The following is a 25,063-nucleotide window of genomic DNA, read 5'->3' as shown; positions in this document are numbered from 1 at the left end:
TCAGGCCGACGGGACGGCCAGCTGCTCGACGAGGGAGAGGGCCGCCTCGGGGGAGGGGACGGAGTGGAACACCGGCTGCGCCGACGAACCCGTCGTGGCGATCAGCTCGTAGCGCCGCAGCGTGTCGACGAGGTTGACGAAGCCGTCCCAGAAGCCGTCGGTGTTCACCAGGACGAGCGGTTTCGCCGTCCTGCCCAGGTAGGTGGCGGAGATCACCTCAAGGATCTCGTCCAGCGTCCCGTAGCCGCCGGGCAGCGCGATGAAGGCGTCGGAGCAGCGCAGCATGTGCTCCTTGCGCCGGTGCAGGGTGTCGGTCAGGTGCGTCTCCTGGATCGGCGCGGCGATCGCCCGCTCCCGCTCGTACAGGAAGCGCGGGATGATCCCCCGGATGGCCGCGCCGCTCTCCGAGGCCGCCCAGGCCACCTCGCCCATCAGGCCCGAGCCGCCGCCGCCGTAGACCAGGTGGTGGCCGCGCTCGCCGATGAGCCTGCCGGTGGTCCTGGCCGTGTCGACGATGGCCTGGGAGTTGCTCCGTCCCGCGCCGCAGAAGACGCAGATGTCCAGCGGCCTGTCGCTCCCGCTTGCCGGTGGCCCGCCGGGTTCGAGGATTGTCGAGGTCATGGCTCTCTCCTTAGGAGGACCGGTAGCGCGTGATGGCCGGCAGGTGCCGCTCGCGGAGCTCCTGGTCGCGCACGCCGAGACCCTCGGCGGGGGCGAGGCAGAGAACGCCGATCTTGCCCTGGTGCACGTTGCGCCGGACGTCGTGCACGGCCTCGGCGCTCTGCTCCAGGGAGTAGGTGCGTGACAGGGTGGGGTGGATACGCCCCTGGGCGACCAGCCGGTTGGCCTGCCAGGCCTCGTGGTAGTTGGCGAAGTGCGTGCCGACGACGCGCTTGAGGCTCATCCACAGGTACCGGTTGTCGAAGGAGTGCATGAACCCGGTGGTGGAGGCGCAGGTCACGATCGTCCCGCCGCGTCGGCAGACGTAGACGCTCGCGCCGAAGGTGTCCCTGCCGGGGTGCTCGAACACGATGTCGGGGTCGTCGCCGCCGGTCAGGTCGCGGATGCGCTTGCCGAAGCGCCGCCACTCGGCGACGTCGGGGGTGTGCTCGTCCTGCCAGAAGGAGTACCCCTCGGCGGACCTGTCGATGATCAGGGAGGCGCCCGCGCTCCTGGCCAGCTCGGCCTTCTCGGGGGAGGAGACCACGCAGACCGGGGTGGCCCCGCCGTTGAGGGCGTACTGCGTGGCGTAGGAGCCGAGCCCGCCGGAGGCGCCCCAGATCAGGACGGTGTCGCCCTGCTTCATGGCCGCGCCGTTGCGCGAGACCAGCTGCCGGTAGGCGGTGGAGTTGACCAGCCCCGAGCAGGCCGCCTCCTCCCAGGTCAGGTGGGCGGGCATGGGCATCAGCTGGTTCGCCTTGACGAGCGCGAGCTCCGCCAGGCCGCCGAAGTTGGTCTCGAAGCCCCAGATCCGCTGCTGCGGGTCGAGCATCGTGTCGTCGTGCCCCTCGGGGTCCTCCAGCTCCACCGACAGGCAGTGCGCGACGACCCGGTCGCCCGGCTTCCACTTGGTGACGCCCGGCCCCACCCGCAGCACCACGCCCGAGACGTCGGAACCGAGCACGTGGTACGGCAGGTCGTGGCGGCGGGCGAGCTCGCTGCGGCGGCCGTAGCGGCGCAGGAACCCGAAGGTGGCCACCGGCTCGAAGATCGCCGACCAGACGGTGTTGTAGTTGACCGAGCTGGCCATCACCGCGAGCAGCGCCTCGCCGGGCCCCACCTCCGGGGTGGCGACCTCCTCCACGTGCAGGGACTTGCGCGGGTCCTTGTCCTCGCCGCGCATCCCGGCGAACATGTCGACCTCGTCGGCGTGCACGGTGACGCCCCAGTAGGACTCCGGCACGGCCAGTGCCGCGAAGTGGCCGGGGTCGCTCTCGCCGGACAGGACGGCGTCTCTGATCGCGTCGGTCATCGCGTTGCCTCCAGGGCGAGTCGGTCGAGCTTGCCGTTGGGGTTCAGGGGCAGTACGGGCACGGTCCGGAACTGGGCCGGGATCATGTGCGCGGGCAGCCGCTCCCCGCACAGGGCGCGCAGCTCGCGGGGGGAGACCGGCTCGCCGACCAGGTAGGCCACGATCAGCGGCTCGCCGCCCGGCGGGGTCCGCACGATCACGGCCGCGTCGCTCACGCCGGGGGTGTGCCGCAGCACGGCCTCGATCTCGCCCAGCTCGACGCGGAACCCGCGGATCTTGACCTGGGAGTCGATGCGGCCCAGGTACTCGAACGACCCGGACTCCAGCTGCCGCACCAGGTCGCCGGTGCGGTACCAGCGCCGCTCCCCGTCACCCAGGTCCGCCAGCGGGAACCGTTCGGCGTTGAGCTCCGGGCGCCCGACGTAGCCGGCGGCCAGCGCGGTGCCGCCCACCCACAGCTCGCCCTCCACGCCGGTCGGCACCGTGCGGCCGTCCGGGCCGACGACGGCGGTGCGGACGTGGCGCAGCGCCCGGCCGATGTTCGTGGGCCCGGAGGTGTCCTCCACCGTCGCGCGGTCCACGACCGCGCAGGTGGAGAAGACGGTCGTCTCGGTGGGGCCGTAGATGTTGACGATCTCCTCGCGCCCGCCGGTGAGGTCCATCCAGGCGCGGATGGTGTCGCGGTCGATGGCCTCGCCGCCGAAGATCAGGTAGCGCAGCGCGAGCGGGCGGGGGCTCTGCTCCATCGCCCAGGCCAGGTACCTGAACATGCTGGGCACCTGGCAGAGCACGGTCACCCGCTCGGCGTCCAGCGTCTCCAGCAGCAGCCTCGGGTCGCGTCCGGCCGAGACCGGGACGGCCACCACGCGCCCGCCGTGCAGCAGCGCCCCCCACATCTCCCAGACGGAGAAGTCGAAGCAGTGGCTGTGGAACCAGCTCCACACGTCGTCCCCGCTGAAGGAGAACCGCTCGCGGGCGGAGCGGAACAGCTCCAGCACCGCCCCCTCGGGGGTGGCGACGCCCTTGGGCGTCCCGGTGGAGCCGGAGGTGTAGATGATGTGGGTGGGGATCTCCGGGGAGCGCCGGGCGGGCGGCAGGACCTTCCCGCCCGCGAGCGCGCCGGTCACCTCGATCCTCGGCACCCCGGCGAAGGGCCAGGGCCCGTCCGGGTCGGCGCAGATCGCGCGCAGCCCGCTGTCGCCGGCCATGAACCGCACCCGCTCGGCGGGGTAGTCGGGGTCGAGGGGGACGTACGTGCAGCCGTGGCCGATCACCGCCACGACGGCGGCGACGACCCGCCAGGAGCGCCGCATGAAGACGCCGACCTGGTCGCCGGGGACCAGGCCCAGCTCGCCGAGCGAGCGGCGGATCCCGGAGGCGGCGTCCGCCAGCTCGGCGTAGCTCACGGATCGGTGTTCGTCGGTGACGGCGAGCGCGTCGGGCCGCCGCAGCACGTGCTCGTAGAAGGCCGAGGCCAGGGAGCCGAATTCTTCGTCCACAGGTCAGGACGATCTCCAATAGGACGACATATGGGTATTCGTCGGCGGGCTAGGCTTCCCCCGGCGACCCGGCCTGGAGGCTAGGTACGGTCCGCGCCCTGCGGCGGAAGACGCCGGGGCCGCGCCTGGCGATGCTTCTCGGCATGAACGGTGTCGTTTTCGTCTTTCCCGGCCAGGGTGCCCAGTGGCGCGGCATGGGAAGTGCCCTGCTGGAGCAGGAACCGGTCTTCGCCGCGGCGATCCGGGAGTGCGAGCTCGCGCTCGAACCGTATCTGGACCGCTCCGTCACCGACGTGCTCGCGGGCAGGGCCGACGCCGACAGGATCGACGTCGTCCAGCCCGCCCTCTTCGCCCTGCAGGTCGGGCTCGCCCGCCTGTGGGAGGCCAACGGCGTCGTGCCCGCCGCCGTGGTCGGGCACAGCCTGGGCGAGGTCGCCGCCGCGTACGTCGCGGGCGCCGTCACCCTCAAGGAGGCCGCCAGGATCGTCGGCGTCCGCAGCCGCCTCTACCGCAGGCTCAGCGGTACGGGCGCGATGGCGCTGCTCGGCCTCGGCTGGGAGGAGGCCGCCACCGTCGTCGCCGAGCAGGACGACCGGCACGGCGACCGGCACGGTGGCCGCATCTGCCTGGCCGCGTCCAACGCGCCCGGCTCGACCGTGGTGGCCGGCGACCACGACGCGGTCCACGCGCTCGTCGAGCAGCTGCGCTGGGAGGACGTCTTCTGCCGCCTGGTCGGCGCCGACGTCGCCGGCCACAGCCACCACGTCGACCCGCTCCTGCCCGAGCTGCGCGAGGAGCTGGCCGCCCTGGCGCCGCTCCCCGCCACGGTCCCGCTCTGGTCGACCGTCACCGGCCGCCCCGGCGCGACGCCCGACGCCGCCTACTGGTGCCGCAACCTGCGCGAGCCGGTGCTGTTCTGGCCGGTGATCCGGCAGCTGCTGGCCGATGGACACGACACGTTCGTCGAGCTCAGCCCGCACCCCACCCTGCTGTCGGGGCTGCGCGACGTCGACGCCCTGCTGCTGCCGTCCGTGCACAAGGAGGACACCGCGGCCTTCGCGGGCTCCCTCGCCCGGCTGCGCGAGGTGGAGCTCACCGCCGACGGCCCGCTGGGCGACCACCGGGTCGAGGGCCGGCCGGTCTTCCCCGGCGCCGGGTACGTGGCCGCCGCCCTGGAGCACTCGGACGCGCTGGCCGGGGTGGAGTTCCGCGTCCCGCTGACGCTGGACGCCCCGCGCCGCCTGGGCGCCGTTCTCGACGGCGACGCGATCGACCTCGTGGTGGAGGGACGCGCGCACGCCTCGGCCCGCCGCGCGACGCCGGAGCCCGCCGATCGCCTGGACCTTCCGGCGATCGGGGCGCGTTGCGCGGCCCGGACCGGCGCGGACGAGCTCTACGCGGGCTTCACCGCCAGGGGCATGCAGTACGGGCCCGCCTTCCGGCGGGTCGAGGAGGTTTTCACCGCCCCCGGCGAGTCCCTCGCCCGCCTGCGTCCCGCCGCCGCGTCCGGGCCGTACCGCCTGGACGTGGCCCTGATCGACGCCTGCCTGCAGGCGGCGGCGCCCGCCCTCGGCGGCGGCGACGACCTGCTCCTGCCCCGCGCGGTGGACCGGGTGTCGGTGCCGGGCGAGCTCGGCACGGCCCGCTGGGCGTACGCCAGGGTCGCCGAAGCGGGCGTGAGTGACACGGACGTGTCGCTTGATGTGGACGCCTGCGACGAGGACGGCCGGGTCGTCCTGGCGCTGCGCGGGGTGCGGCTGCGGGCGATCGAGCGCGAGGCCGGGGCCGGAGGCTGGGTCCACACCACCCGCTGGGTGCGGGTGGAGCCCGGCGAGGGCGAGCCGTTCGAGGGCGTGGTCCACCGGGTCGAGCCCGGACGGCCCGCCGAGGAGTCGCTGCGCTCGCTGCTGGAGCTGGTCCAGGAGCTGGCCGCCGCGCCGGAGCCGGAGCGGCTGTGGGTGGTGACCAGGAACGCCCAGCCCGTGGAGCCCGGCGACCCGGTCGACCCCGATGCCGCCGCCGTGTGGGGGATGGCCCGCACGGTCAGGCACGAGCACCCCGAACTGCGCTGCGTTCTCATCGACCTGGACGCCGGGGACGACCCGTCCACCTGGACCCCGGCTGGTTCCGTGGACGAGCGGCCGATCTGGGACCTGGGGAGTGAGAACGAGGTCGCCCTGCGCGGCGGCCGGGCGTTCGCGCCGCGCCTCACCCCGCGACCGGCCGGGCCGCGCGGCCCGCACCGGCTCGTCCAGCGCGCCCAGCAGGACCTCGCCACGTTGACCCTGGTCGAGGAGGACCTTTCCCGCGAGCTCGAAGCGGGGCAGGTGCGGATCCGGGTGCACGCCGCCGGGCTCAACTTCAACGACGTGCTGCGCGGGATCGGCATGCTGGGCGAGCAGCCCGAACCCCTCGGCTACGGCCTGGAGTGCGCGGGCGAGGTGGTCGCCGTCGGCGACGGCGTCACCGGCCTGGCCCCGGGCGACCGGGTGGCGGCCCTGGTCGCCGAGATCGGCGCGATGGCCTCGCACGTCACGGTGGACGCCCGCCTCGCCGTCCCCATCCCCGACGACCTCGGCTGCACCGAGGCGGCGACGCTGCCCGCGGCGTACGTCACCGTGGTCTACGGCATGGAGCGGCTGGCCCGCCTGGAGGCCGGGGACCGGGTGCTGATCCACGCCGCGGCCGGGGGCGTCGGCCAGGCGGCGGTGCGGCTGGCCAGGCGCGCGGGCGCGGAGGTCATCGCCACCGCGGGCTCGCCCGCCAAGCGGGCCTGGCTGCGGGAACAGGGCGTGGAGCACGTCTTCGACTCGCGTTCCCTGGACTTCGCCGACCGCGTCATGGAGGTCACCGGCGGTGCCGGGGTCGACATGGTGGTCAACTGCCTGGCCGGGGAGGCCGTCGACGAGGGACTGCGCGTCCTGGCGCCCTTCGGCCGGTTCGTGGAGCTCGGCAAGCGCGACATCGCGGAGAACAGGCCGCTGCCGCTCGCGCCGTTCGCCAAGAGCCTGTCCTTCCACGCGGTGGAGGCGTTCTCGCTGGCCGGGCGGCGCCCGGAACTGGCCGGGGCGATGCTGCGCGAGGTGGTGGACGCGGTCGCGGACGGCACGCTCGGCCCGCTGCCGGTGACGGCCTTCCCCGCCGCCGAGGCGGAGGCGGCCTTCCGGCACATGGCCTCGGCCCGCCACATCGGCAAGGTGGTCCTCACCTTCGACCGGCCCCGGCTGCGCGCCGACGGCACCTACCTGGTCACCGGCGGCCTGAGCGGTCTGGGCCTGGCCGCGGCCGAGGGTCTCGTACGGCAGGGCGCCAGGCACCTCGCCCTGATGGGCAGGCGCGAGCCCGGCCCGCACGCGCGGGAGCGGATCGCCGCGCTGCGCGGGGAGGGCGTGCGGGTCACGGTGCTCGCCGCCGACGTCGCCGACGCGGCCGCGCTGGGGAGCGCGCTGGAGGGCCTGCGCGCCCAGGGGCCGCCGCTGCGCGGCGTCCTGCACGCGGCCGGGGTGCTGCGCGACCGCACGATCGCCGCCACGGACTTCGACGAGGTACGCGAGGCGCTGCGCCCCAAGGTGGACGGCACCCGCAACCTGCACCGGCTGACCGGCGGCGACCCGCTGGAGCTGTTCGTGCTGTTCTCCTCGGCGGCCGGGCTCCTCGGTTCCGGCGGCCAGGCCGGCTACGCGGCGGCCAACGCCTACCTGGACGGCTTCGCGCACTGGCGCAGGGGACAGGGCCTGCCCGCCACCAGCGTCGACTGGGGCGTCTGGTCGGAGATCGGGCTCGCCGCCCGGCCCGACCGGGCGGGCCGGCTCGCGGACAGGGGCATGGGCCCCATCGACCCCGCCTCGGGGCTGCGGATCCTGGCCGGCCTGCTCGCGGAGGCACCCGCCCAGGTCGCGGTCGTCCCCCTGGACGCGCCCGCCTGGTTCGCGCACAACCCGGGACAGGAACGCTGGTCGATCTTCGCCGGGCTGGCGGGCGGCCACGCCGCGACCGGCCCGCTGGACATCACGACCCCCGAGGAGCTGGAGAGGGCGCTCACCGAGTGGGTGGCGGGCGTGCTGCGCACCTCCCCGGCCGCGATCGGCCGGGAGGTGTCGCTGACCCGCCTCGGCCTGGACTCCCTGATGGCCGTCGAGCTGCGCAACCTCCTGGAGGCCCGGCTCGGGGTGCGGCTGCCGACCCCGGTCTTCCTCGACGGTCCCACCGTCGCCGAGCTGGCCGGACGGGTGAGCGCCCACCTGGGGGAGCGGCCGGCCGCCGGAGACCCCATGGCGGACGCCCGCGACCCGATGGCCGCGCGGCTGGACGCCCTGTCCGACGCCCAGGTGGACGCCCTGCTGGACGAGCTTCTCAACGACCACATCGGAGGAATGGCATGACATCTCATGATTCGGTGCTGGCGTCCCTGCTGGCCACCGCCGACGAGCACGGCGAGCGTCCGGCCCTGACCTTCCTGGGCAGGGGCGAGAGCACCGCGTGGACCTTCGCCCAGCTGGCCCTGCGCGCCCGGCAGGTCGCCACCCGCCTCACCGAGGCCGGCGCGTGCGGCGAGCGCGTGCTCCTCGCCTGCCCCTCCTCCGCCGAGTACGCGCCCGTCTTCTACGGCTGCATGCTCGCCGGGGCGGTGCCCGTACCCGTCTACATGCCCTCCCTCGCGCACTTCAGGTCGGCCTGGTCGAAGATCGCCTCCATCGCCCGCGACTCGGGCGCCGCCTACGCGATCGCCCCCGAGCCGCTCCCCGACGCGGGCGCGCTGGAGGCCCTGGCGGCACTGCCGGGGTTCCGCCGCTGGCTGCACTTCGCCGACCTGCTCTCCGGCGACGCCGCCGACCACTGGTCGCTGCCCGTCCCCGGGGACCTGGCGTTCCTGCAGTACACCTCGGGCTCCACCGGCAACCCCAAGGGCGTCATGGTGACCCACGGCGGCCTGGTCCACAACGCCCGCGCGGTGGCCTCGGCCGTCGGGGCCGGCCACGAGAGCACCACGGTCTCCTGGCTGCCGCTCTACCACGACATGGGGATCATCGGCTCGCTGCTGTCGCCGCTGCTGTGGGGCGCCCACGTGGTGAAGATGTCCCCGCAGACGTTCGCCGCGCAGCCGGTCAGCTGGCTGCGGGCCATCTCCGAGTACGGCGGGCAGCTCTCCTACGCGCCCAACTTCGCCTACGAGCTGTGCGTCAGGAAGGCCACCGACGCCGACGTCGCCTCCCTGGACCTGAGCGGCTGGCGGGTGGCCCTCAACGGCGCCGAACCGCTCCGGCAGGCCACCGTACGGCGCTTCGCCGAGCGGTTCGCGCCCGCCGGGTTCGACCCCGCGGGCCTGCGCGTCGCGTACGGCATGGCCGAGAGCACCCTGGTGATCTCCACCTCGCGGCTGGAGGTCGACGACCCCGGCGTCCGGGTGGGGGAGCGCGACTACGTCCGCTGCGGGACCCCCGTGAAGGACATGGTCTTCGAGATCGCCGACCCCGCCACCGGGCAGCCGTGCGCGCCCGGCGAGGTGGGGGAGGTGTGGGTCTCCGGGCCCTCGGTGGCGGACGGCTACTGGCAGCGCCCCGAGACCACCGCCGAGACCTTCCACGCCCGCCTGCCGGGACGCCCCGAGAGCTTCCTGCGCACCGGGGACCTCGGCGTGATGGAGGACGGCGACGTGGTGATCGTCGGACGTCACAAGGACCTGATCGTCGTCAACGGGGTCAACCACTATCCCCAGGACGTCGAGTACACCGTCGAGCGGGTCAGCCCCGCCGTGCGCGGCGGCTGCGGCGCCGCGTTCGCCACCGAGCCCACCGGCGACGTGCCGCAGGCCGAGGCCGCGGTGGTCGTCGCCGAGGTCACGGTCAAGAACGCCGGGAACCTCGACGAGCTGATCACCGAGATCCGCCTCGCGGTGGCCAGGGAGCACGACGTGATGCTCGACGGGGTGTTCCTGGTCGAGCCGCGCAGCGTCCCCAAGACCACCAGCGGCAAGATCCGGCGCCGCGAGAGCCGCGCGATGCTGCTGGACGGCGCCTTCCCCGTGCTCGCCGGATGGACCTCGCCCGCGCTCGCGGGCACCGGCCCGGTGGCGGCCCTGCGATGAACGTCCAGGACCTGCTGCTCTCCCTGGTCGCCGAGCGCACCGGCCAGGCCGACACGGACGCCGACCGGCTGTTCATCGACTACGGCATCGGCTCGGCCGACGCGGTCGCGCTCGCGGCCGAGCTGGAGGCCCGGCTGGGCGTCGCGCTGCCCACCACGGTCTTCTACGACCACCCCACGCCTCGCATGCTGGCGGCCTACCTGACCACCTCGACGCCATCGCCTGTGTCGTCGGCTTCGCCTGGGCGGGAGGCCGCCGGGTACTCCCTCGAACCGGTGGCGATCGTCGGCATCGGCTGCCGCCTGCCGGGCGCCGAGGGTCCCGGCGACCTCTGGAGGCTGCTCGCGGACGGCGTCGACGCGGTCGGCGCGGTGCCGGGGGAGCGGGCCGCGCGCCACCCGGGCTGGCGCGAGCCGGGCGTGGGCGAGGGCGGGTTCCTGCCGGACGTGGAGGCCTTCGACCCGGCGTTCTTCGCGGTCAACGCCCGCGAGGCCGAGGCGATGGACCCCCAGCAGCGGATGCTGCTGGAGGTCGCGCACGAGTCCCTGCAGGACGCCGGGCTGCGCCTGAACGGGCCGGATGGGCTGGGCGGGAGCCGGACCGGCGTGTTCGCCGGGATCAGCAGCGGGGACTTCCTGGTCAGCAGCTTCTCCGGGGCGGCCGAGCCCGGCCTCTACACCCCGACCGGGGTGGCGCACAGCGTGGCCGCCAACCGCGTCTCCTACGTCTTCGACCTGCACGGCCCCTCCATGGCGATCGACACCGCCTGCTCGTCGTCGCTGGTCGCCGTCCACCAGGCGGTGACCGCGCTGCAGACGGGCCAGTGCGACACCGCCCTCGCCGGAGGGGTCAACGCGATCCTCTCCCCCGACATCGGCCTGTGCTTCCGTACGGCCGGGGTGCTCGCCCCCGACGGCCGCTGCAAGTCCTTCGGGGCCGGGGCCGACGGCATGGGCCGCTCCGAGGGCGCCGTCATGGTGACGCTCAGGCGCCTGGGCGACGCGCTCGCCGCCGGGGACCGGATCTACGCCCTCATCCGCGGCGGCGCGGTCAACAGCGACGGCCGCACCAACGGGCTGATGTCACCGAGCGCCCCCGCACAGGTACGGCTGCTGCGCGCGGCGTGCCAGGCGGCCGGGGTCGACCCCGGCGACGTCGGCTACGTCGAGGCGCACGGCTCGGGCACCCGGCTGGGTGACCTGATGGAGCTGCGCGCCCTGTCGGAGGTGATGGGCACCGCCGGGCGCCCCGCCCCGCTGCGGATCGGCTCGGTCAAGAGCAACGTGGGCCACCTGGAGGCCGCCGCGGGCGCGGCGGGCCTGGCCAAGCTCGCCCTGTCGCTCTTCCACGGCACGCTCCCGGCCAGCCTGCACGCCGGGCGGCCCGCCGAGGACTTCGACTGGTCCGCCGGCGGCCTGCGCGTGCAGGACCGCCTCGAACCGTGGAACGGACGCCTGGCGGGGGTGAGCTCCTTCGGCTTCGGCGGCACCAACGCCCACCTCATCCTCGAGGCACCCCCGGCTCCGCCTTCGGTCCCGGCCCCAGCCCTGGCTTTGGTCCCGGCCCAGGCATCCCTGTCCTCGGCCCCGGCCGTGACAGGGCGGGCAGGCGGGGGCCGGGGAGAGGTGTCCCCGCGTGCTCAGGTCCGTCCCCGGCGGCAGGTGTGGGAGGACTGCGAGGGACTGCCGCCCGACGAGATGTGGTCGTATCCGGACAGGCTCGCGCAGCCCATGGTTCCCACCGGAGCCTCCTCCCCCGGGGAGCCCGGGGAGCCCGGGGAGACGGCTCCTCCGGCCTCCACGGGCAGGCGCCACTACCTGCCGCTGTCGGCGCACACCCACGCCGGGCTGCGGGAGCTGGTCGTACGGTGGCGGGCCGCGCTGCGGGATCCGGCGCTGGACCTGGCGGCGGCCTGCCGCACGGCGGGGGACCGGCGCGACCACCACGCCCACCGGGCCGGGGTGACCGGCGCCGACGCCGCCGAGCTGGACCGCGAGCTCGACAGGGCGCTGACCGACCTGGCCGCCGCGACCCCCGGCGGCACCGCCCCGGGCGGCCTGGCCTTCGTCTTCGCCGACGAGCCGTACCTCGGCGAGCCGCGCACCGGTGAACCGCACGCCGGTGAGCCCGGTGAGCCCGGTGAGCCCGCCGAGGACGGCGCATCGGCCGAGCGCGCCGAGTGCGCCGAGTTCGCCGCCTCCGCCGGGCTCGCGGAGCTCGCCGGGCTCGCCGAGGAGCTGCGCCGGGCGGGTGTCCGTCCCGACCTGGTGATCGGCCACGGCGCGGGGGAGGTCGCCGCCGCCCGCCACCTCGGCGTGCTGGCGCCCGCCGCCGCCGACGACGTGGCCCGGCAGCGTGCCCGGCTGCTGGCCGGGGCGCCGCCCGTACACGCCCTGCGGGTCCGGCTGGCGCGCAGGCTGGCGGAGGCCCTGTGCGCCCGCGTCGGTCCCGCGCTCGCGGTGGCCGCCGTGGAGGACCCGCAGACCTGTGTCATCGTCGGCCCCAGGGCCGCGCTGGCCGGCCTGGCCGCCACCCTCACCGCCGGGGACGTGCTCTGCGGAGACCTCGGACCGGCCACCGCCGACCACAGCGGGCTGGCCGGGCCGCTCGCCGCCGAACTGGAGGCGGCCCTGAAGGGGCTGCCCGCCAACGTCGGGGAGACGGTGTCGCTGTCGACGCTCACCGGCGAGCCGGTCGACGGCCGCGCGCAGGGCGCCGGGTACTGGGCGCGCCACCTGGCCGGGCCGAGCCTGCTCGGCGACGCGCTCACCGGCGCGCTGGACCGGGGCGTACGCACCTTCGTGGAGATCGGCGCCGTGGGGCTCGGCCCCCGGCTGCGCGGCGTCGCGGGCGGCAGGCGGGCCCGCGTGGTGCGCTGCGCCACCGCGAGCGACCTGCCCGGCGTGCTGATCCGGCTGTACGAGCTCGGCCACGACCCCGACTGGGCCGCGCTCAACCCGCCCGGGACGGTGACGTCCGTCCCGCTGCTCCCCTGGTCCCGCGACTGGTCCGCCTCCCTCTCCCCGGCCGTCCCCGTGACCGCCGTTCCCCAGGAGGTGACCGCATGAGCGCCATAGGCGGTGACCGTATGAGCACCGTTCCGCACGAGGTGGCCCGCCAGGTGGAGCGCACGCCCGACGCGCTCGCGGTGCTCGACCCGGGCGCCGAGATCACCTACCGGGGGCTCGCCGCCCGCGCAGGCGCGGTGGCCCGCGCCCTGCGGGACCGGGGCGTGCGCCCGGGGGACGTGGTCGGCGTCGCGCTGCCCCGCTCCGCCGACTACGTGGCCGCGATCCTGGGCCTGTGGCAGGCCGGCGCGGTCTTCCTGCCCCTCGACCGGTCCCTGCCGCCCGAGCGGCTCCGCTACCAGCGGGAACAGGCGGGTATGAGCCTGCTCCTCGACTCCCTGCCGCACACCGGGAGCGGGGAGGGGACCGGCGAGCCGCTGACCGGTGACGTCCGGCCCGAGGAGTGCGCGTACGTGATGTTCACCTCCGGCTCCACCGGCCGTCCGAAGGCGGTGCGGGTCTCGCACGCCTCGCTGCACAACTGCGTGCGGGCCGTCGCCGAGCTGCTCGCCCCCGGCCCCGCCGACCGGTACGCCGCCAACCAGACCTTCTCCTTCGACATCTCGCTGCTGGAGATGTTCGTCCCGCTCAGCCACGGCGGCGCGACCCTGGTGACCTCCGAGGCACTGCAGGCCGACCCCGGGCGGCTGGTCGGCTGGCTGGAACGGCACGATGTCACCGTCGTCCACGCCACCCCCACCGCCTGGCGCGCGCTGCTGCCGCACCTGACGCCGGGACGCGAGGCGCTGCAGGCCGTGTGCGGCGGCGAGGTGCTGACCGCGCGGCTCGCCGCAGAGCTGGCCCGGCACGCCGGGCGCGTCTGGAACTTCTACGGCCCCACCGAGGTCACCGTGTGGTGCACCGCCGGGCTCGTGGACGCGGCGGAGCCCGACCCGCTGCCCGTGGGCAGGCCGCTGGCCGGCTACCGCGTCGTCGTGCTCGACGACGACGGAGAGCGGGTGCCGGACGGTGAGCAGGGCGAGATCCACGTCGGCGGGCGCGGCGTCGCCCTCGGCTACGGCGGCGCCCCCGAGCTGACCGCCGAGCGGTTCGTCGAGCACCCCGAGCACGGCAGGCTCTACCGGACCGGCGACCTGGGACGGCTGCGCCCCGACGGGCAGCTGCGGTTCGACGGTCGCCGCGACCGCCAGGTGCAGCTGAACGGCTACCGGATCGAGCTGGGCGAGATCGAGGCCGTGGCGCAGGAGCACCCGCTGGTCGAGCTGGCCGCCGCGCACGTCGTGGACGGCGGCCTGCTGCTGTTCGTCCAGGGCGTCCAGAGCGGCCAAGGCATCCAGGGCGGCCAGAGCGTTCAAGGCACCCAAGGCACCCAAGGCACCCAAGGCACCCAGGGCGGCCAGGGCGTCCAGGGCGTCCAGAGCGTTCAAGGCACCCAGGGCGTCCGAGACACCCAGGGCGTCCAGGGCGCCGGCACCCGGAGCGCCCAGGGAGGCCTCACCCCACGGGCACTGCGCAAGCACCTCGCCGCCCACCTGCCCTCGTACATGATCCCCTCCAGGATCGAGACGCGCGGCGCGTTCCCGCTCACCCCCACCAAGAAGATCGACCGCGTCGCGCTGCTGGCGTCGGCGAACCGTTAGGAGAAGTCGTGGCCGGATTGCACGAGCTGGTCGAAGCCCAGGTGGAACGGACCCCGCACGCCGTGGCCGTCATCGACGCCGACGGCAACACCCTCACCTACCGCCAGCTGGAGCGGCGCGCCAACCAGCTCGCCCACCACCTGCGCGACCTGGGAGTGGTCGCCGACACCCCCGTGGCGGTGTGCCTGCACCGGGGACTGGACCTGGTCATCGCGCTGCAGGGCATCCTCAAGGCCGGGGGCGTCTACCTGCCGATCGACCCCGACGCGCCGCCCGCGCGGGTGCGGCTCATGCTCGCCGAGGGCGCGGTGCCGGTCTCGGTGGGCGAGCAGGCCCTCGCCCACCTGCTGCCCGGCGACATCACCCGCGTCGTGCTGCTCGACCGCGACAGCGCGCTGATCGACGACCGGCCGGTGACGCCCCCCGACGCCGGGGTGCGCCCGGAGCACCTGGTCTCCCTCTACTACACCTCCGGCTCGACGGGCACGCCCAAGGGTGTGGCCAGCACCCACGAGGGCTGGGTCAACCGGATGCGGTGGATGCAGGACGAGCACCGCCTCGAACCCGGCGAGACCGTGCTGCACAAGACGACGCTCAGCTTCGACGACTCGGCCGTGGAGGTGTTCTGGCCGCTGTCGGTCGGCGGGGTGGTGGCGATCCTGCCGCCGGGCGAGCACCGCGACCCGGTCGCGCTGCTGGAGGCGAGCCTCCGCTTCGGCGCCGCGGTGGTGCAGTTCGTGCCCAGCATGCTCTCGCTGTTCCTGGAGGCCCACCGCCGCGCGGGCCTGCCGCCGCTGCCGCACCTGCGCCACGTGGTCTCCAGCGGGGAGGCGCTGACCGCGCCCCTCGCCCTCGCCTTCCACGAGCAGATCGGCCTGTACGGGTGCCGCCTGCACAACCAGTGGGGCGCCACCGAGGTGTCGATCGACTCAACCCTGTACACCTACGACCCGCACGACCCGCACGCCGGCCCGGTCGTCTCCATCGGGGCGCCGTTCACCGGCAACACCGTGCACGTGCTGGACGAGGCGGGCGATCCCGTACCCGACGGTGAGGCGGGCGAGCTGTTCATCGGCGGGATCGGCCTGGCGCGCGGCTACCACCGCAGGCCCGCGCTCACCGCCGAGCGCTTCCTGCCCGACCCCTACGGCCCGCCGGGCTCGCGGCTCTACCGCACCGGCGACCTGGGGCGGCGCCGCCCGGACGGGGCCCTGGACTTCCTCGGCCGTACCGACCACCAGGTCAAGATTCGCGGTGTCCGGGTGGAGCTGGGGGAGATCGAGGCCACCCTGGACGCCCACCCGGCCGTCCAGCGGTCCGCCGTCACGGTCACCGGGGAGCGGCTGCTCGCCTACGTCGTGGCCTCTGAGAGCGTCCCCGACCCGGTCGACCTCCGGGCCCACCTCGCCGAGCGGCTGCCCCCGTACCTCATCCCCGCGCAGATCGCGGTGATCGGCGAGATGCCGCTCACCACCAGCGGCAAGGTCGACCGGGCCGCGCTGCCGGAGATCGTCGCGCCCGCCGAGCGCTCGGAGGGCAGGCCCCCGGTCACCGCCGTGCAGAAGACGCTCGCCGCGATCTGGGCCGACGTCCTGGACCTGGACCAGGTGTGCCTGGACGACAACTTCTTCGAGCTGGGCGGCAACTCGCTGCTCGCCACCCAGGTCATGTTCCGCATCCAGGACGACCTGCGCATCGACTTCCCCCTGTACCTGCTCTTCTCCGCCGAGTCGCTGGAGGAGCTGGCCGAGGAGGTCGCCGAGACCCGCGCCGAGCAGCTCCCGCCGCTGCCGCGCGCCTCCCGCGAGGGGCCGTTGCCGCTCTCCTACGGCCAGGAGCGCCTGTGGTTCCTGCACCGGCTGGCGCCCGGCTCGACCGCCTACAACGTGCCGACCGCCTGCCGCCTGCACGGCCGCCTCGACGTGGCGGCGTTCCGCCAGGCGTTCGACGAGCTGGTCGCGCGGCACGAGATCCTGCGCACCCGCTACGTCGAGAGCCCCGAGGGCATCCCCGAGGTGCGCGTCGACGCCCAGGGGCCCCGGCTGATCGTGGGCAGCGCGCCCGGCGAGACCCGCATCGCCCGCGAGGGCGCCGCCTCCGACGCGCTGCAGGCCGACTGGGACGAGCCGTTCGACCTCGCCGCCGCCGCGCCGGTGCGGGCCAGGCTGACCAGGCTGGACGACTACGAGCACGTCTTCTCCATGGTCGTCCACCACGTCGGCTACGACGCGGGCTCCGAGCAGGTGTTCTGGCAGGAGCTGGCCACCCTGTACGAGGCCGCGCTGTCCGGCCGCCCCGCCGTGCTGCCCGAGCCCGGCGCCCAGTACGCCGACTACGCCGCCTGGCAGCGCGGCCAGGCGGCCGACGGCGAGCAGCTCGGCTACTGGCGCGACCAGCTGGCCGGGCTCACCCCGGTGGAGCTGCCCGTCGACCGGCCGCGGCCGCCCGTGCAGACCTACGCGGGCGCCAGGACCTCCTTCATGATCGAGGAGCGGGTCACCGAGGGGCTGCGCGGGCTCAGCCGGGAGGCGGGCACGACGCTGTTCGCCGCCCTGCTCGGCGCCTTCCAGGCCACGCTCCACCAGGCGTGCGGCGGCGACGTCGCCGTGGGCTCCCCGGTGCCCGGCCGTACCCGTCCGGAGACCGAGCAGATGATCGGTTTCTTCGCCAACACGCTGGTGCTGCGCACCCCCTGCGGCGGCGACCCGACCTTCGCCGAGCTGCTGGAGCGCGTCCGCGAGGTCGTCCACGGCGCCTACGCCCACCAGGACGTGCCGTTCGAGCGGCTGGTCCAGGCGCTGCGCCCGCCGCGCCGCCCCGGCCGCACCCCGTTCTTCGACGTCATCTTCAACGGTGTCCCGCTCAGCGCGCTCACCGGCGCCGAGAGCGTGCGCCTGCCCCAGCTGACGGTGACCCCCATCGACCTGGCGACGCGTACCACGGTCGCCGACCTCGTCTGCTCGGTCGCGGAGACCCCGGACTCGATCATCGGCGAGGTCGCCTACAACACCGGCCTGTTCGACGGACCCACCGTCGAGGGCCTGGTGGATGCATGGCTGCATCTGCTGGGAGCGGCGGTGCGCGAACCGCACGCGCCGCTCTCGGCACTGTCACCGGTCCCCCATGCGTGAACGGAAGTCCGAGATGCTGCGCACGATGTTCAAATCCAAGATCCACCGAGCGACCGTCACCCACGCCGACCTGCACTACGTCGGCTCGGTGACGATCGACGAGAACCTGATGGAGGCCGCCGACCTGATGGAGGGCGAGCAGGTGGCGATCGTCGACATCACCAACGGCGCCCGCCTGGAGACCTACGTCATCACCGGCGAGCGCGGCAGCGGGGTGATCGGCGTCAACGGCGCCGCCGCCCACCTGGTCGCGCCCGGGGACATGGTGATCCTGATCTCCTACGGCCAGTACACGGGCGCCGAGCTGCCGGGCTACCGGCCCCTGGTCGTCCACGTGGACGGCGCCAACCGGATCGTCGACGTCGACCACGACCCGGCCCGCCCGGTACCGGGCGCCGAGGACCAGCTCGTGCCCGCGGGCGCGGCGAGGAGACCATGATGAGCACGCCCACGCACACCCCCGTCCAAGCGCCCGCACACACCTCCGTCCAAGCGTCCACGCCCGCTTTTTCTCAAGCGTCCACGCCCGCTTTTTCCCAAGCGTCCGCGCACACCTCCGTCCAGTCCGTCCAGCGGGCACTGGCCGACGACTGGGCGCTGCTGCTCGGCCTGGACGCGGTCGGCCCCGACGACGACTTCTTCGAGGCCGGAGGGCACTCGCTGGTCGCCGTCCAGATCGTCGCCCGCATCCGGGCGCGGCACGGCGTCGAGGTCCCGGTCGCCGACGTGTTCACCTACCCGACGGTGGGCGAGCTCGCCCAGGTGGTCACCGGGATGCTGGAGGCAGGGACCTCGCTCTCACCGCTGGGGGTGGAAGGTGCCGGTCGCAGCGCCTGAGACGCCCAGGACCGGGGTGCCGCTGTCGTACGCCCAGGAGCGCATGTGGCTCGGCCACCAGCTGGACCCGGCGGGCACGGAGTACAACGTGTGCCTGGCGCTGCGCCTGCGCGGCACGCTCGACGTCCCGGCGCTCGCCGGGGCGCTCGGCGACCTCGTCGCCCGACACCAGGCGCTGCGCACCGTCTACGCGAGCGCCGGAGGGCTGCCGGTGGCGTCCGTGCTGCCCCCGGCCCCGGTCGAGCTGCCGCTGTACTTCGCCGGGTCGGAGGAGGCGGTACGCGAGACGGCCGCCGCCGAGGCCCGGCGGCCGTTCGACCTGACGGCGGGGCCGGTGCTGCGCGCCCGCCTCGCCCGCCTGGCCGACGACGACCACGTGCTGGTGCTCACCGTGCACCACATCGCCTTCGACGAGTGGTCGATGGGCGTGTTCCTGCGCGAGCTCGACACCCTCTACCGGGCTCGCGCCGAGGGAGCGCCCCGCCCGCTGCCCCCGCTGCCCGCCCCGTACGAGGAGGTCGTGGCGGCCGAGCGGGCGATCGACCTGGAGCCCGCCCTGCGGCACTGGCGGGCCGCCCTGGCCGGGCTCCCCGTGCTGGACCTGCCCGCCGACCGCGTCCCGGTCGCCGAGAGCGCCCCCGAGGGGGCGGTCGTGACCTTCGCCGTCCCCGCGGCGACGGCCGCCGCGCTCGGCGCCGTCGCCCGGCGCTGCCGGGCCACCCCCTACATGGCCGGGCTCGCCGCGTTCGCCGCCCTGCTGTCGCGCCACTGCGGCCAGGACGACGTCGCGATCGGCAGCACCGTCGCCAACCGCGCCACCCCGCACTCAGAGCACCTGGTCGGAGCCTTCTTCAACACCGTCGTGATGCGCGCCGACCTGTCGGGCGACCCGAGCCTCACCGAGCTGCTGCGCCGCACCCGCGCCTACTGCCTGGACGCCCTCACCCACCAGCACCTGCCGTACCCGATGCAGGTCGAGGGCCGCACCCCGCCGTTCCGCGTCCTGTACGAGATGCACGCCGGCCTGGCGGGCGCCACGGCGCTGGGGGACCTGGCCGTGGAGGCGTTCGAGTTCCCCGACACCGCCGCCAAGTACGACCTCGCCCTGTCCCTGATGCCCGGGGGAGGGGACGGGGGCCTGCTGGGACACCTCACCTACCGCACCGACCTGTTCGAGCCGGACACCGTACGGCGGCTCGCCGAGTCCTTCGTCCACCTGCTCGCCCAGGCCGCGGCCTCGCCCGGCGCGCCGCTCGGCACCCTGGAGATCCTCCCGCCCGGCCGGCGCGAGGCGCTGCTCGCGGCCTGCCGGGGGCCCGAAGCGCTGGGCCCGCTCGACGTCCGCGCCCACGAGCTCTTCGAACGCCAGGCCCGGCTCACCCCCCAGGCCGTCGCGCTCGCCTTCGGCGCCGTCCGGCTGAGCTACCGGGAGCTGAACGCCAGGGCCAACCGGATCGCGCACTGGCTGCGCGGCAGGGGCATGGGCCCCGAGAGCGTCGTCGCCGTCCGCCTCGAACGCTCCGACTGGCTCGTCGCCGCCTTCCTCGGCGTGTGGAAGGCCGGGGCCGCCTACCTGCCGCTCGACCCCGGGCTGCCCGCCGAGCGGCTCGACTACATGGTCGCCGACTCCGGCGCCCGTCTCGTCCTGGACGACGCGGCGGCCCTGGAGGCCGAGACCTCCGGGTACCCCTCCGGCGACCCCGTGACGACCGGCACGCCGCAGAGCATGGCGTACCTCATCTACACCTCCGGCTCCACGGGCAGGCCCAAGGGCGTCATGGTCCCGCACCGGGGCCTGGTGAACTTCCTGCGCTGGTGCGTGTCCGCCTACGCCGTCGGTGGGGTGGGGGGCGCCCCGCTGTTCTCCTCCGTCGCCTACGACATGGTCGTGCCCGACATCTACACGCCGCTGGTGGTCGGCCAGTGCCTGCACGTCGCGGCCGAGGACACCCCGCTGGACGAGCTGGGCGCCGCCCTGTCCGCGAGGCCGTACGGGTTCGTCAAGCTCACCCCCGGACACCTGGAGGTCCTGGCGGGGCAGCTCTCCGCCGAGCAGGCCGCGGGCCTGGCCGGGGTACTGGTGGTGGGCGCCGACGCCTTCCCCAGCCGGGCGCTGGCCTTCTGGCAGGCGCTGGACCCGGCGCCGGTGCTGCTGAACGAGTACGGCCCGACCGAGGCGTCCGTCGCCAACTGCGTGCACACCGTGACCGGCCCCATCGGCGGCGAGCTGGTCCCCATCGGCAGGCCCATCCCCGGCACCACCATGTACGTGCTGGACGAGGCGATGCGGCCCCTCCCGATGGGCGTGCCGGGAGAGCTGTACATCGGCGGCGAGTGCGTGGTGCGCGGCTACCACGGCAGGCCCGCGCTCACCGCCGAGCGCTTCCTGCCCGACCCCTACGGCGTCCCGGGCTCGCGGCTCTACCGTACGGGCGACCTGGGCAGGCTCCGGGCCGACGGGGAGTTCGAGTTCCTCGGCAGGATCGACGACCAGGTGAAGATAAGGGGGTTCCGTGTCGAACCGGGAGAGGTCGAGGCAGCCCTGGACGAACTGCCGGGGGTCGAGCAGTCGGTGGTCGTCGCCGCTCCCGTTCCCGCTGGACCGGGGGCCGGATCCGTACGAGAAGGACCCGGTGGCGGGCTCGGTGGCGGATCCGCTGCCGGATCCAGCGCCGGACGCAGGCTCGTCGCCTACGTCGTCGGCACCGCCACGGCGGCCGAGATGCGCGCGGGCCTGGCACGGAGCCTGCCCGAGTACATGGTGCCCTCGGTCTTCGTGCCGCTGCCCGCGATCCCGCTCAACCGCAACGGGAAGGTGGACCGATCCGCGCTGCCGGAGGTGAGCGCCGCGACCGCGCGGGAGACGGCGGAGGAACCCGCTCCGTCCCGGCCGCGCACCGCCGTCGAGGGGCAGATCGCCGACCTCATCGCGGGCCTGCTCGGGATCGGCTCCGACGACGTCGGCGCGGACGAGGACCTGTTCGCCAGGGGCATCGACTCGCTCGGCGCGGTACGGCTGATGGCCGGGGTGGAGCAGCGGCTGGGCGTGAAGGTCAAGCTCCGCAAGTTCCTCGCCAACGCCACCGTCAGCGGCCTCGCCACCCTCGTGTCGGCCGCCGTCCCCGACCGGCTCTCCGGGCACCGCCCCGACCCCGGCCAGGACCCCGGCCCCCGCCGGGCCCCTGAGCAGGATCATGGCTCTGCCTCTGGCTCTGGCTCTGGTCCCGGCCCTGGTCCCGGCCCTGGTTCTGCTCCCGGTCACAACCTTGGTCGCGACCGCGTCCCTGACCCCGACCCCAACCGCGCTTCGGGTTACGGCTCCGGTCCCGAGTCCGGTCACGGGTCCGCTTCCGGCGACGTTCGCGGGCTTTTCAAGGGACGCGCCGGCGAGCGGGAGGCCGACGCCTCTCCCGCCGCCCGGCCTCCCGTGATCACCCCGCTGGCCGTGTCCTCGCCCGTCGGGGACCCGCTCTACTGCTTCCACCCCCTCGGCGGCTCCGCGCTCTGCTACGCGGGGCTCGCGGCCAGGCTCGCCGCGCACCGGCCCGTCTACGCGCTGCAGGCGCTGGAGTCGGGGGTGAGCGCCGGTTCGCTGCCGGAGATGGCCGCCACGTACGCCGGCGAGCTGGTCGCGTCCGGGCTGGACATGGAGCGGCCCTACACGCTCGCGGGCTGGTCGGCGGGCGGGGTACTGGCCTTCGAGACCGCCAGGAGGCTGCAGGCGCTCGGCCACCGCGTCGACCACGTGGTGCTGATCGACTCGGTGCTGCCCGAGGTGTTCGTGACCGACCTCCTGGACGAGCTGGGGGAGCTTGAGGCGCTGATCGACCGGCTGGCCCCGCTGGGACCGGCGGAGGCGGGGCAGGTCCTGCTCGACTCGCAGGTGGGGTTCTTCGCGGGCCTGGGCGTGACACCCCCTCAGGTGGCCGCCTACTACGAGGCGTACGGGCCGGGGCTGCTGCGGCTGTGGCGCGACAGCCTGCGCGGCCTGGCCGGATACCGGGCCGGCTGGTTCCACGGAAGGGTCACGCTCCTGGCCGGTGAGCTGCACCCGCCCAAGCTGAGGGCCGTCCAGGAGGCCGGATGGCGGCAGACCGTCTCCGACCTGACCGTCCGCGAGATCCGAGGTGAGCACCACGAACTCCTCCGAGCCCCCCACGTCGACCAGATCAGCCGCCTCCTCATCCCCTGAAGATCCCCTGAGGCCCGCCTCCCGAGCGGGGCACGGTTCCCTATGCCGCCACGGGGCGACGGGCTCTCAACAGGCCGCGCGCGAGGGCGACGCCGCGTTTCACATCCGCGGTCTGGCCTGCTCTTCGACGCCTTGACAGCCGTCCTGGGGGGTGTCGTAGACGTCCACCACGGTGGAGATCCGCCCTGACGCGTTCCGGACGCGCTCGCGCGTCAGGTAACCGTGGGTGATCAGCTCCCGCATGGCCCGCGCGATGGCCTCCTGGCCCTCGGGGTTGCCGGCGGCGAGAGTCTTGATGTCCTGGCGGATGCTCTCGGGAAGGGACAGAAGGTAGGAGAGCAGACCGCGCGCGGCGAAGGAAAGCCGCCGGTCTCTGAGAGAGGAATTCGGCAGGACCGTGAAATTGGTCGTGTGCTTGGTACGGTGTATTCGCATGCGGAAGGTTCTCCGTGTGCCATGTCCCGGGGGTGTTCCCGCACCCGCCGGGGCTTTTACTGTCGGGACACGAACAGTAGCCCCGCGTGACGGTTCGACGGGCCGTAATCGCCACTTGCGTTACGTGACAATCCCCAGCTCCAAGGGCTTTTGCCCGTCTCGCCCAGCTTCGCGACGCCCGCTGCCGCCGCCCGGTCTGGTCAACGGGGAGCTGTGCACCGCATACCGCGCATTCCAGCGGTTCGTAGTAGCGTCGAAATCGGTTTCCCTGAGCGGCGAAGTCGCTTTCGGTTCTAATGGGCTTTTGGTCTTGTATATCCCATGAAGTCGGAGGTGATCACGGTGCGTCCGGTCTTGTGACGGCCCCAGCCCGGGGCGTCGCGGAGCCGAAAGGTGACCGTATGAGCAAGACCGACAAGACCCGGCCCTGGTGGGTACGGATGGCCGACGCGCCGATGGCGACCTGCCTGCCCGTGCACGACCACCGGTTCGGGCCCTGCGCGCTGCCGGACGAGATCACCGCTGACAGTGCGTCCCTGAGCCACCGCACGGGCGGCTGCCACTGGAGCGCCACCGCCTACGCCTACCACCTGTTCGGCTACGGCCACGGGGGCCGGGAGTGGTCCCGCTTCCGCCGCGAGGAGCGCCGCCGCGACCGCCGCCGGACGCGCCGTGAGCTGCGCGTACCACGGCCAGGAGTGAGACAGGGACCGGCACTCGAAGGGGTCCCGGTCGAACCACCTCTGACCCGCTCCGATGTGAGGGCACCCCGGAACCGCCGTACCGGCCCGGGGCCGTCCGGACGAGGAAACGAATCTACATCGTAAAGGCGCGAGGGCTGCTGTGACCGGAGACGATACAGAGCCAAGCGACAACGTCACATCGCAGCGGGCCAGGGGCGGATTCATCGGATTCCGCTCCATCGCCACCGGCCCCCCGAAGCGCGGACGTCATCGGTGATCGATACGGCACCGCGCCGAGATCGCGGAGCCGGGCGGCCGCTTCAGCCGGTGGTCACCAGGCCGCTCGCGGCGAGCCGCCCTTCCCCTGATGCTCGTCGACCGTGATCGGCACCGAGGTGATCACGCCGTCGGCGAGATTGGCCCGGTAGGCGCGCCACCCGTGCACGTAAAGCAGGTGCTCGCCGGTCCCGTCGACGCTGACGGGCAGGGTCAGCGAGGCGCCGGGCGGCAACTCCGGCCGGGCCAGGACCTGCGCGGGCCCGCCCGCCAGGGGAACGCGTTCGACGGTGTGCCCGGACGAGTAGATCAGCGCGCTGCCGTCAGCGGTGTGGGCGACCGACTCGAGTGCGAACGGCAGGGCACCCGTGGCGTTCATGACGATCCGGGACACGGCGTCGTCCGGGTCCGTACCCAGGCGGGCGAGGTCGAGCAGGGCGATGGACCGGCCCGCCAGCACGTAGGCGAGCGAGCGGCCGTCCGGAGCCCAGGACAGGCCCTTCACGATCGAGTGCGTCGACGTCTTCCAGTCCAGGCGCCGGCCGGTGGCGACGTCGAGCACGGAGATCTTGGCGCCGCCTCCGATGAGCGGTGTGGCGTAGGCCAGCCGGGTGCCGTCGGCGCTGAGCGCGAGGTCGTGGACGAGCGACAGCTCGTCAGGGTCGGTCTGCGGGATGGCCACCGGCTTCCCCGGCCGCCCGTCCTCGTCGAGGCGTACCACGAAGAAGCGGATGCCGATATTCGTCGGCTCGGTCCAGCCGGCGATGGCGAACAGGCGGTTGTCCGGGGCGGCGTCCACGAGGTGCCAGGAGCTGTCGATGCCGGGCGGCAACGGGACGTTCGCGATGAACGCCCCCGTCTCGGCGTTGTGCACGGCGGGCGGCACCGGGGTGAGGACAGCGGTCTTGGACCTGCCGGGGAAGCGGGTGAGCGGAGTGCGCGCGGAGACGAAGAACCGCGGCGGGCCCGTCGCGGTCAGGGGCGCTCCGGTCGCCATGGGCTCGGCCAGGGAGGTCGCCATCGGGAACGGGTGCTCCGGAGCCGAGGTCAGCATGGGCGAGGGCGGCGGCGGGACCACGGTGAGCGACGACATCGGCGAGGGTGGTGGCGGGACCCTGGTGAGCGACGGCAGTGGCGGGGTCACCAGAGGCCGGGTCGCGCTGACATACGGCACCCGGTCGGCGGCCGGATCGGTGCATCCGGCGGCCAGGACGGTCAGGACGGCCAGGGCCGGGCCCGCCAGCACGGCGGACGTACGGGACGACATGCGGAGATCATCGTACG

Annotated in this window: 14 protein-coding genes; 9 read left to right on the top strand and 5 right to left on the bottom strand. The window is 74.2% G+C overall.

Annotated features, from left to right (window positions below; all coding sequences use genetic code 11):
• From ACFYWM_RS26905 to ACFYWM_RS26895, 3 genes are read right to left on the bottom strand one after another with little or no spacing between them, the layout of a single operon-like run.
• A complete protein-coding gene (locus ACFYWM_RS26905) occupies positions 1-621 on the bottom strand; it encodes a TIGR00730 family Rossman fold protein (protein WP_389918631.1) in 621 nt (206 codons plus the stop codon).
• A 10-nt stretch (positions 622-631) separates the two neighbouring features.
• Positions 632-1,972 carry a crotonyl-CoA carboxylase/reductase gene (gene ccrA / locus ACFYWM_RS26900; RefSeq protein WP_389918628.1) on the bottom strand — a complete coding sequence of 447 codons (1,341 nt, stop codon included), beginning with the start codon at positions 1,970-1,972 and terminating at the stop codon, positions 632-634.
• Entirely contained in the window at positions 1,969-3,471 is a 1,503-nt protein-coding gene (locus ACFYWM_RS26895; RefSeq protein WP_389918625.1) for an amino acid adenylation domain-containing protein, read from the bottom strand. Before ACFYWM_RS26895 ends, ccrA begins: the two co-directional genes overlap by 4 nt.
• 143 nt (positions 3,472-3,614) lie before the next feature.
• On the opposite strand from ACFYWM_RS26895, the gene ACFYWM_RS26890 reads away from it, so the two are divergent.
• The 8 genes from ACFYWM_RS26890 to ACFYWM_RS26855 are packed head-to-tail and all read left to right on the top strand — an operon-like array spanning position 3,615 to position 22,385.
• Positions 3,615-7,853 (top strand): SDR family NAD(P)-dependent oxidoreductase, encoded by a 4,239-nt coding sequence (locus ACFYWM_RS26890; RefSeq protein ID WP_389918622.1) that lies wholly within the window; start codon positions 3,615-3,617, stop codon positions 7,851-7,853.
• Positions 7,850-9,556 carry a fatty acyl-AMP ligase gene (locus ACFYWM_RS26885; RefSeq protein WP_389918619.1) on the top strand — a complete coding sequence of 569 codons (1,707 nt, stop codon included), beginning with the start codon at positions 7,850-7,852 and terminating at the stop codon, positions 9,554-9,556. The genes ACFYWM_RS26890 and ACFYWM_RS26885 overlap by 4 nt, the downstream gene beginning before the upstream one ends.
• Positions 9,553-12,624 (top strand): beta-ketoacyl synthase N-terminal-like domain-containing protein, encoded by a 3,072-nt coding sequence (locus ACFYWM_RS26880; protein WP_389918616.1) that lies wholly within the window; start codon positions 9,553-9,555, stop codon positions 12,622-12,624. The genes ACFYWM_RS26885 and ACFYWM_RS26880 overlap by 4 nt, the downstream gene beginning before the upstream one ends.
• Positions 12,621-14,225, top strand: coding sequence for an amino acid adenylation domain-containing protein (locus ACFYWM_RS26875; RefSeq protein WP_389918613.1), 1,605 nt, complete (start codon positions 12,621-12,623; stop codon positions 14,223-14,225). Before ACFYWM_RS26880 ends, ACFYWM_RS26875 begins: the two co-directional genes overlap by 4 nt.
• An 8-nt stretch (positions 14,226-14,233) precedes the next feature.
• Positions 14,234-17,356 carry an amino acid adenylation domain-containing protein gene (locus tag ACFYWM_RS26870; RefSeq protein ID WP_389918610.1) on the top strand — a complete coding sequence of 1,041 codons (3,123 nt, stop codon included), beginning with the start codon at positions 14,234-14,236 and terminating at the stop codon, positions 17,354-17,356.
• Between the two features lie 13 nt (positions 17,357-17,369).
• On the top strand, positions 17,370-17,795 hold the full coding sequence (gene panD / locus ACFYWM_RS26865; protein ID WP_389918885.1) for an aspartate 1-decarboxylase: 426 nt from the start codon (positions 17,370-17,372) through the stop codon (positions 17,793-17,795).
• A complete protein-coding gene (locus tag ACFYWM_RS26860) occupies positions 17,795-18,193 on the top strand; it encodes an acyl carrier protein (RefSeq protein ID WP_389918607.1) in 399 nt (132 codons plus the stop codon). The genes panD and ACFYWM_RS26860 overlap by 1 nt, the downstream gene beginning before the upstream one ends.
• The gene (locus ACFYWM_RS26855; RefSeq protein ID WP_389918604.1) at positions 18,174-22,385 is read left to right on the top strand and encodes an amino acid adenylation domain-containing protein; all 4,212 of its coding nucleotides are present in this window, start codon (positions 18,174-18,176) and stop codon (positions 22,383-22,385) included. Before ACFYWM_RS26860 ends, ACFYWM_RS26855 begins: the two co-directional genes overlap by 20 nt.
• A gap of 99 nt (positions 22,386-22,484) precedes the next feature.
• Here the strand turns inward: ACFYWM_RS26855 and ACFYWM_RS26850 are convergent, their stop codons facing one another.
• Entirely contained in the window at positions 22,485-22,820 is a 336-nt protein-coding gene (locus ACFYWM_RS26850; protein ID WP_389918602.1) for a hypothetical protein, read from the bottom strand.
• A 401-nt stretch (positions 22,821-23,221) separates the two neighbouring features.
• Here ACFYWM_RS26850 and ACFYWM_RS26845 point away from each other — a divergent pair, with 401 nt between their 5' ends.
• Entirely contained in the window at positions 23,222-23,647 is a 426-nt protein-coding gene (locus ACFYWM_RS26845) for a hypothetical protein (protein ID WP_389918600.1), read from the top strand.
• 187 nt (positions 23,648-23,834) lie between these two features.
• Here the strand turns inward: ACFYWM_RS26845 and ACFYWM_RS26840 are convergent, their stop codons facing one another.
• Entirely contained in the window at positions 23,835-25,046 is a 1,212-nt protein-coding gene (locus tag ACFYWM_RS26840; RefSeq protein WP_389918597.1) for a hypothetical protein, read from the bottom strand.
• Positions 25,047-25,063 lie beyond the last annotated feature (17 nt).

Source organism: Streptosporangium sp. NPDC002721, assembly GCF_042888905.1.
Classification (GTDB): domain Bacteria; phylum Actinomycetota; class Actinomycetes; order Streptosporangiales; family Streptosporangiaceae; genus Streptosporangium.
This window is presented reverse-complemented; position numbering and strand designations above follow the sequence as displayed.